Source organism: Synechococcus sp. (assembly GCF_982614295.1).
Genome location: NZ_CEXBMR010000067.1, coordinates 1 through 7,144, shown reverse-complemented (window position 1 = coordinate 7,144; position 7,144 = coordinate 1). Strand labels below are relative to the sequence as shown.

Annotated in this window: 6 protein-coding genes, 1 tRNA gene and 2 pseudogenes; 6 read left to right on the top strand and 3 right to left on the bottom strand. The window is 45.5% G+C overall.

What is annotated here, in order from left to right; all coding sequences use genetic code 11:
• Positions 1-736: pseudogene (locus tag AC2JC8_RS09445) on the bottom strand (hypothetical protein); the annotation flags it as partial.
• Positions 737-876: 140 nt separating this feature from the next.
• On the opposite strand from AC2JC8_RS09445, the gene glyQ reads away from it, so the two are divergent.
• Positions 877-1,746: a glycine--tRNA ligase subunit alpha gene (gene glyQ / locus AC2JC8_RS09440; protein WP_484401669.1), complete on the top strand. Its 870-nt coding sequence runs from the start codon at positions 877-879 to the stop codon at positions 1,744-1,746.
• On the opposite strand, the gene AC2JC8_RS09435 is transcribed toward glyQ, so the two are convergent.
• Positions 1,702-2,370, bottom strand: coding sequence for a LysM peptidoglycan-binding domain-containing protein (locus AC2JC8_RS09435; protein WP_484401668.1), 669 nt, complete (start codon positions 2,368-2,370; stop codon positions 1,702-1,704). The two genes, glyQ and AC2JC8_RS09435, sit on opposite strands and share 45 nt — an antisense overlap.
• Positions 2,371-2,457: 87 nt before the next feature.
• Between AC2JC8_RS09435 and AC2JC8_RS09430 the strand changes: the two genes are divergently transcribed.
• The 3 genes from AC2JC8_RS09430 to AC2JC8_RS09420 all read left to right on the top strand — a co-directional run bounded on the left by AC2JC8_RS09430 (position 2,458) and on the right by AC2JC8_RS09420 (position 5,882).
• On the top strand, positions 2,458-4,329 hold the full coding sequence (locus AC2JC8_RS09430; protein WP_484420417.1) for a ComEC/Rec2 family competence protein: 1,872 nt from the start codon (positions 2,458-2,460) through the stop codon (positions 4,327-4,329).
• A gap of 21 nt (positions 4,330-4,350) precedes the next feature.
• Positions 4,351-4,435, top strand: a tRNA-Ser gene (locus AC2JC8_RS09425).
• Between the two features lie 184 nt (positions 4,436-4,619).
• Positions 4,620-5,882: a tyrosine-type recombinase/integrase gene (locus AC2JC8_RS09420; RefSeq protein WP_484594604.1), complete on the top strand. Its 1,263-nt coding sequence runs from the start codon at positions 4,620-4,622 to the stop codon at positions 5,880-5,882.
• Here AC2JC8_RS09420 and AC2JC8_RS09415 read toward each other — a convergent pair.
• The gene (locus tag AC2JC8_RS09415) at positions 5,833-6,105 is read right to left on the bottom strand and encodes a helix-turn-helix transcriptional regulator (RefSeq protein WP_484594603.1); all 273 of its coding nucleotides are present in this window, start codon (positions 6,103-6,105) and stop codon (positions 5,833-5,835) included. The two genes, AC2JC8_RS09420 and AC2JC8_RS09415, sit on opposite strands and share 50 nt — an antisense overlap.
• 321 nt (positions 6,106-6,426) lie before the next feature.
• On the opposite strand from AC2JC8_RS09415, the gene AC2JC8_RS09410 reads away from it, so the two are divergent.
• On the top strand, positions 6,427-6,582 hold the full coding sequence (locus AC2JC8_RS09410; RefSeq protein WP_484594602.1) for a hypothetical protein: 156 nt from the start codon (positions 6,427-6,429) through the stop codon (positions 6,580-6,582).
• A gap of 54 nt (positions 6,583-6,636) precedes the next feature.
• Positions 6,637-7,144: pseudogene (locus AC2JC8_RS09405) on the top strand (AAA family ATPase); the annotation flags it as partial.

Sequence of the window (7,144 nt, the reverse complement as noted above, 5' to 3'; positions counted from 1 at the left end):
ATTGAGCTACTCCTGCCCCGCCAACATTCGCCTGAGGATTCACACCAAAAACCTTGGCGATTGGCCTTGTGCTAGCAAGATCAAATAGGCCATAGCGCATAGAAAGATCGCGCCCTGGCTTTAATTCCACTACGCCCCCTATTGCCGCAAGGGGATTAACAGGCATGTCGTAAATTGAAAGATTTAGTGTGTTATTTAGGCTCGAATGTATGTAGTAATCGTATATGGGGGAATAAATAAAATCAGGATTAATTGAAAGTATCCCGCCTTTAATGCCAAGTAGGCCATCGCCACTGCTGCGACTAAGTGTTGCTTGAGTGAGCCAAAAGCCACTCTCATGGGCCACTTGTTGTAAGGGGATATATGCACCAATCTCTGAATTGAAGTTTGGATTGCCATTGTAAAAATTAACACTGGTATCTAAACGCCAGTGATCTATTTCGCTCCAGAGCTTTGTTTCTTTTTTGAGGCCGGAGCCGATCGCAATTGAGCCAACAGTTTGTTGTATCCAATTTCTAGTTTGCTTTGTGCCACCACTGGGGTTAAGCATTGGTTCTACTTGTGTTTGCAGGCTAAATTGAATCCAATCAGGTATATCTAAATTGTTTTGTAAGCTAAACCATGGAGCTGCTTGTTCTAAAGGTGCTGATTCATCCGCTTGTAGCTGAAGTTGAAATAACGGATTTACAAGTAATATTATTCCCACAATTATTTGATTACGATAAATTTTTAACATCTTAATGAGAGGCTGATCTCAATTTATTTTCAATCTATTTTAGTAGTTCTCCCACTGCTTGCAAGGAGCCGCTTGATCTTGCTGAAAGCAAATCCACTGTGTGATTGCTGAGTATCGTTGCTTTAGAGGTATGCAGCCCAATGCAATTTCAAGACATTATTCAAACCCTCAACCGTTTCTGGGCTCAGCAAGGATGTTTGATCCTGCAGCCATACGACACTGAGAAAGGAGCGGGAACCATGAATCCTCATACGGTGTTACGAGCAATTGGTCCAGAACCCTGGGCGGTTGCTTATCCAGAACCATGCAGAAGACCAACTGATGGTCGCTATGGCGATAACCCAAATCGCGCTCAGCACTATTTTCAATATCAAGTGTTGATCAAGCCATCGCCTAACGGCATCCAAGAAACCTATCTTGAATCCTTAGCTGCCCTTGGAATTAAAGCAGCAGAGCACGACATTCGCTTTGTTGAAGACAATTGGGAATCACCAACCCTCGGGGCTTGGGGTGTGGGCTGGGAGGTGTGGCTTGATGGTATGGAGGTTACCCAGTTCACTTATTTCCAGCAATGTGGAGGGATCGATTGCCGGCCGGTATCAATTGAAATCACCTATGGCCTTGAAAGATTGGCTATGTATCTGCAGGATGTAGAAAATTTATGGGATTTAAAATGGAATGATAAATACTCCTATGGTGATATTTGGCTGCCATTTGAAAAAGGTCATTGCACCTATAACTTCGAAGCCTCAAATCCGGAACGCCTGAAGCAATTGTTTGAAATTTATGAAGCAGAGGCTAAGGATTTATGCGAAAGATCATTGCCTGCCCCCGCTTTAGATTGGGTGCTCAAATGCAGCCATACATTTAATTTATTAGAGGCGAGAGGAGTAATTTCGGTAACAGATCGCACCGCCATCATCGCCCGCATCAGGCATCTGGCAAAACAGGTAGCTGAGGCTTGGTTAGCGGAGCGGGAGGCTTTGGGCTTCCCCTTGCTCCAAAGGTAAAACCGGCACTGCCGGTGCATCTGTTGTATTGCTGCATAAATCCAAAACAATGCGGGCTGGAACGGTTCCACCACTTGGGATTTTCCAAGCTTCCCACTGCCCATCAATGCGCCAGGTTTGCCTCAAGGTGTCGCATTGAACCGCCACTGCCGTTGCTAAAGAACGTATATTTCCAAGCTCTGCCCGATTTGGTTTTACTAAAGTAATTCGTACTCCGCCTGGATGGAGGCGCCATCCTTTCCAATCCACTGCGGTATTGCCGTACCATCTCCAGCCACTTGGCTCAATAAGTAATTGCTGAGCTCGATCTCTTCTTTCGGCGGCACTAAGTAATAACGCTGCACTTGCACCTCCGCTTGCTAATTCAGGGGGTAAAACCTGTGTTTGATTAATTGTTGCTGCTGGTAATTTTAATATAGTTCCAATTGCTAAGCGTTCTGCAATTACAGTGGGGTTTAATTTTATTAATGCGGCTAAAGAAATACCTTGCTTGCGGGATATGGCCTCCAATGTGTCGCCAGCCTGCACCATAATAGTGGGATTCGTTGTTAATGGCTGAGCCAATATCATTGAAATCGGACTAAACGTGAGTGCCAGTAGGGCCAAGCGGGCCAAAGGATTCATTTTTTTTACTTAATAGCTTGCAAGCTATCGGTTGCATCGCGCTCGTCTAGGGGGGGAAGCTTCTAAAACGGCCGCTGCAGTGGATAAATGGTTTTTTTGCCCCTCTCAAAACCGTTGCAACGCAAATGGGGATTGGCGTTTTTGATGTTTTTGCTAATGATTGCCTGGTTGCAGTGGCGCTGGCCGCGGCCGGGTCCGCTGGATCCTGTTTGGCAAGCGGATGCCCCTCAGCTAACGCTCAAGGGCAGATTGGGGAGGCGCCTGCAGCAAATGAGCCCGAGTGGATGCAGGTCTGTTCTACTGCTCGATTTGCCCCATAGCGGCCGTAGCGATCTGATATTGCCCAATTGCGGCCCGTGGCAAGAGGGTTGGCGCGTGCAGGTGCATGGTCGATTGCAAAAACCAAGCTCTGCAGTTCATCCTTTGCTTGGTGATGGCGGCCAGAGGATGGCGCGACAAGGAATATTTAGCCGTTTAGTTGTAACTCGCGTGCAGGTATTAGATACACAACAACCTGCCATATTGCGGCTGCGTCAGCATCTAAGTAAAAAATTTCAACAGGCTGCAGGGCCAGAGGCAGGCCCTTTATTAGCGGCATTGTTAATGGGTAGTGCTGTTGTGGATCTGCCAGAACAACTTCAACAACAATTTCGGGCGGCAGGGCTTAGCCACGCCTTAGCGGCAAGTGGATTTCATCTCACTGTATTTCTGGGTTTAGTGATGGCTTTAGTGCGTGGCAAAAGTAAATCTCTACAGCTAACGGCAGGGTTAGGGGCAATGGCTTTATTTCTCTTACTGGCGGGTCCGCAACCTTCGGTATTAAGGGCTTTGCTTATGGGGGCCGCGGCATTGCTGATTAAAACAAATGAAGAACGCAGTAAACCGCTGGGTTTACTGGTGTTTAGTTTGTTTCTTTTACTGCTATGGCAGCCAGCATGGTTATGGGATGTTGGTTTTCAGCTCAGCGCATCTGCTACCGCTGGTTTAATCCTCACGGCTCCCAGATTGGAAAAGCATTGCCATGCGCTGATTGCGGTGCCGTTAGCAGCATGGTTGTGGACCTTACCTCTGCAACTTTTGCATTTTGGTGTGGTTCCTATTTATGCCGTGCCAGCCAACTTGCTTGCTAGCCCACTTATATCGGTGTTAACACTTGGATCGATGGCAAGCGCAGTGGTGGCTTTAGTGCTTCCTCCTCTACTTGCACCATTGGTATGGCTTTTACAATTTCCAATTCAGGGCTTGTTGTTATTAGTAAAAATAGCCACTCAATTGCCTCTTGCATTATTATTTACTGGGCGTATTACGCCATGGTTGGTTTTAATTTTTAGTTTTGGTTTATTATCGTGGCTGTTGCCACTACATCGTTGGCGCTTTTATGGCTTAATGGCGATGGTTGTTGCCAGTATTTGGCAACTGTATGGTTTAGTGCAAGATCAGCTTTTATTAGTTCATCAAGTCTCCGGCAGTTTATTAATTGCTAGATATCAAGCAAGGGCTGCATTAATAACAACAGATGCTAGTGGATACAGTTGTTTAAGGGCAAAGCGTTTGCAGCAAGGTTTAGGGATTGCTCGTTTGGATTGGTTGGTTTTGTTAGATCCTGTTGCCTCCGATGCAATTTCATGCTGGAAGCAGCTCAGCGGATTAGTGCAAACGATGCCACAAGGATTAGTGCGCAGTGAAGGATTGAGTTTTCAGAGTATGCCGGATTCACCAGGAGCAGGAATTTTGCAATTTGGTAAGAAACGTTGGGGAATTTTCCCTCAGCCAATAATTAATAGCGACGCAGTACTACCTCAGCTTGATGGAATCTGGCTAGGTAGATCACCAAATGCACGGGAGCTGATCCCAATAAAAGCAAAAGCAGTTTGGGTAAGCGGGATGAAACGCAATAAGGCTGCATCCAGCCAAAGCAGATGGCAATTTACCGGGGAACGGGGCTCGCTAAGCTGGTGATGTTCAGAAATTCTGAACCATGGAGAGGTGGCTGAGTGGTCGAAAGCGAACGATTCGAAATCGTTTGAAGTGAAAGCTTCCGTGGGTTCGAATCCCACCCTCTCCGTTCCCGAAAGGTTTTAGATAGTTCCAGGAAGACCTGCTTCCATTGCTAATACTAGCTTTATATCTGCTGAAAGTTCCACAAGGTCACCTAAAGTTCCAGAAAATACGCCCATTGTGTTGTTGGAAGTGTTGCTGGAATTTCTGCTAGTGTTGTTGGATAAAAAGCGTGTTGTTGGATTGCTGAAATGCCTCTCACCGACTCACAAGTTCGCGCCCTAGCTGCAGGTGAGACCAGGCAAAGCAAATCGGTAGGCGATGCTCTGATCGTGGTGATTGAGCCTCTCAATAAAGGAGGTGGTAAGTCCTTTGAGGGACGCATGCGTTTCCCATCTGGGCGACAGGGAAAGCAAGTACCGGTAAGAATTGGTCCCTATGGCAAGGGAGTTGGGCACTGGTCATTAAAGGAAGCACGGGATGAATGGGAACGAATCAGGTGTTGGAGCAAGCAAGCAGGCTTAGACCCACGGGAGTTAAAGCGGCAAGAGCAGCAACCAGCTGTCCAACAACACACAGGTCCAACACTCGAGCAAGCAGCAGAGGCTTTCCTTGAGCGTTCAACTGCCAGGGAAGTAACTAAGAAGGGCTATCGCAATATGCTGTGGAACCAGGTGCTGCCGGTACTTGGAGCAGATACTCCGGTTGCCAAGTTCTCTTGGGATTGCAATCAAAAGGACGGAAGAAACGGCCGGCAGGTGATTCTTGATTTAAAAGCAGCGATTGAACGCCGGGCTCCAGTTCATGCGGACAGAGTGCTAATGGTTCTGCGTCAGATTTTTAACTACGCAATTGATCAAGGTTGGATAGAACGGGATCAAAACCCAGCGCTTTGTAGTAGGGGAGTTAAATCAAGGCACATATCAATACCTCATGCATCACTGAGCTGGGAGCAACTCCCCAAGTTCTTTGAAGACCTAAAGGGAAACGAGGGAAAGGGATCGGTGATAACCATCGCAGCGGTAAAGCTGGTGTTCATGAGCTTCCTGCGGGTTAGTTCCGTAGCCGGCATGAGATGGGTAGAGATTGACGAGAAACAGAATCTGTGGCGAGTACCAGCAGACCGCATGAAGAATGGCAAAGAACATTTAGTGCCACTAACGGATCCTATGAATGATCTGTTCGATTCCATAAGGAAACTAGAACTGAGCAAAGATTTTGTATTGCCCTCACCAAGGGGATGGAAGGGCCACCTAAATCCATCTTCTATAAATCAACATTTGGTCAAAATGGGATACAAGAACATATTGCGAGCTCATGGAATCAGATCTATTCCTATGACTGCTGGACAGGAAGTATTGGGATTTTCATCTGAGTTAATTCAACGTCAATTAGCTCATGCTATTGGTGACAAAGTGAGGCAGGCTTATGACAGGTCAGAGTTTATAGAAGAGAGAAAAAAATTTATGGTTGCTTGGTGCGACGCACTTTTGCAGCAGGGCATGGTGATATAAAAACTTCACTATATACAGATTCTGTTCCCCCGCGAGCATGTTGAATTTGCGCATCCATCCATCCGTGAATATCTTTATCTATCCAAACAACAGTTCGCGCACCTATAGAGATTTGCTTAGGGAAAGTACCTGTGGAAAGGAGCCTGTAGATAGAGGTCTTGGATAGACCAGTCATGGCCTTTACCTCCTTGAGCCTTATGAAACGTCCTGGGACTTGAGTCAAGTTAATAGCTTTAGTTGTTAGCAAGTTTGGCTTAGTGCAAAAAAATATGCAATAGGATAATCAGGACAATAATCGGACATTTGCTTTGTCCTTTATGTCCTTAAATTGTCCTTTAATTGTCTGCATAATGTCTGCTTTTGCCTCTTCCTTGAGGATTTCTATCGAGCATGATTAGGGTTGACATGGAGCATTTCACTGTGAAACAAAATTAAGAAAAAGAATTTGTAAATGTGAAGGCTGGGCATTAAGTTTCCCTTGAATTAGGGTGACTTATTATTAAATTGTATTCGCTAATTCTCCGAATACACATGCAGAATACCCATGAATGACCACACATTTGTTATTCGTACAGACAAAACTCTGCACGAAAAGATTCGTAAATTAGCCTACCTGGCTAACACAAGCCGCAGCGCCGCTATTCGGAAGCTCTTAAGTAGCCAAGAAGAGAAGGCGCAGCTTTTAGTTCTAACAAGTTAAAAAAAAAGACGCCGGCCGGGCGTCTAAAAGTTCCTTTATTACACCCAGTCTACCATGGAAAAAGATTATGTTTTGCCCTCAGATACCCTGAGGTTTCTTGAGATATTAGGAAAAGATCCTGCTTCAACAAGAGTAAGGATGATTCCTAACAAAAAGTCGATTTGTCGTGCGCCACAAAAAGGTATCTGCTTGCCAGAGACTTTGATGGAGTGGAAAACAAAAATGGCAAGTATTTATCTTGTCGTGAATGACGGAGGAGATGATGATGCCAGCATTACAAAATGCCTTGCTTTATTTCTTGAACATGATGAGCTGAAAATTGAAGAGCAGGCCATCTGTTGGAAAGGCATTCTTCCTGAGCCTTCAATGCAAGTTTATACAGGTGGTAAAAGCCTACATCAATACTGGGTTTTTGAAGAACCAGTAGATCCAGAACGATGGCGTGAATTAACACAGAAAGCGATTATTAGATTTAGATCAGATCCAACTGTAAGTAATCCTTCCCGGCTGATGAGATTGCCAGGTTACACCTACTTTAATAAAGAAGGGTCTCCTAGTGTTA

Excerpts from the sequence above, each read along its gene's own strand:
- glyQ (WP_484401669.1), top strand. The coding sequence starts at position 877 with ATGCAATTTCAAGACATTATTCAAACCCTCAACCGTTTCTGGGCTCAG.
- AC2JC8_RS09435 (WP_484401668.1), bottom strand. The coding sequence starts at position 2,370 with ATGAATCCTTTGGCCCGCTTGGCCCTACTGGCACTCACGTTTAGTCCG.
- AC2JC8_RS09430 (WP_484420417.1), top strand. The coding sequence starts at position 2,458 with ATGGTTTTTTTGCCCCTCTCAAAACCGTTGCAACGCAAATGGGGATTG.
- AC2JC8_RS09420 (WP_484594604.1), top strand. The coding sequence starts at position 4,620 with ATGCCTCTCACCGACTCACAAGTTCGCGCCCTAGCTGCAGGTGAGACC.
- AC2JC8_RS09410 (WP_484594602.1), top strand. The coding sequence starts at position 6,427 with ATGAATGACCACACATTTGTTATTCGTACAGACAAAACTCTGCACGAA.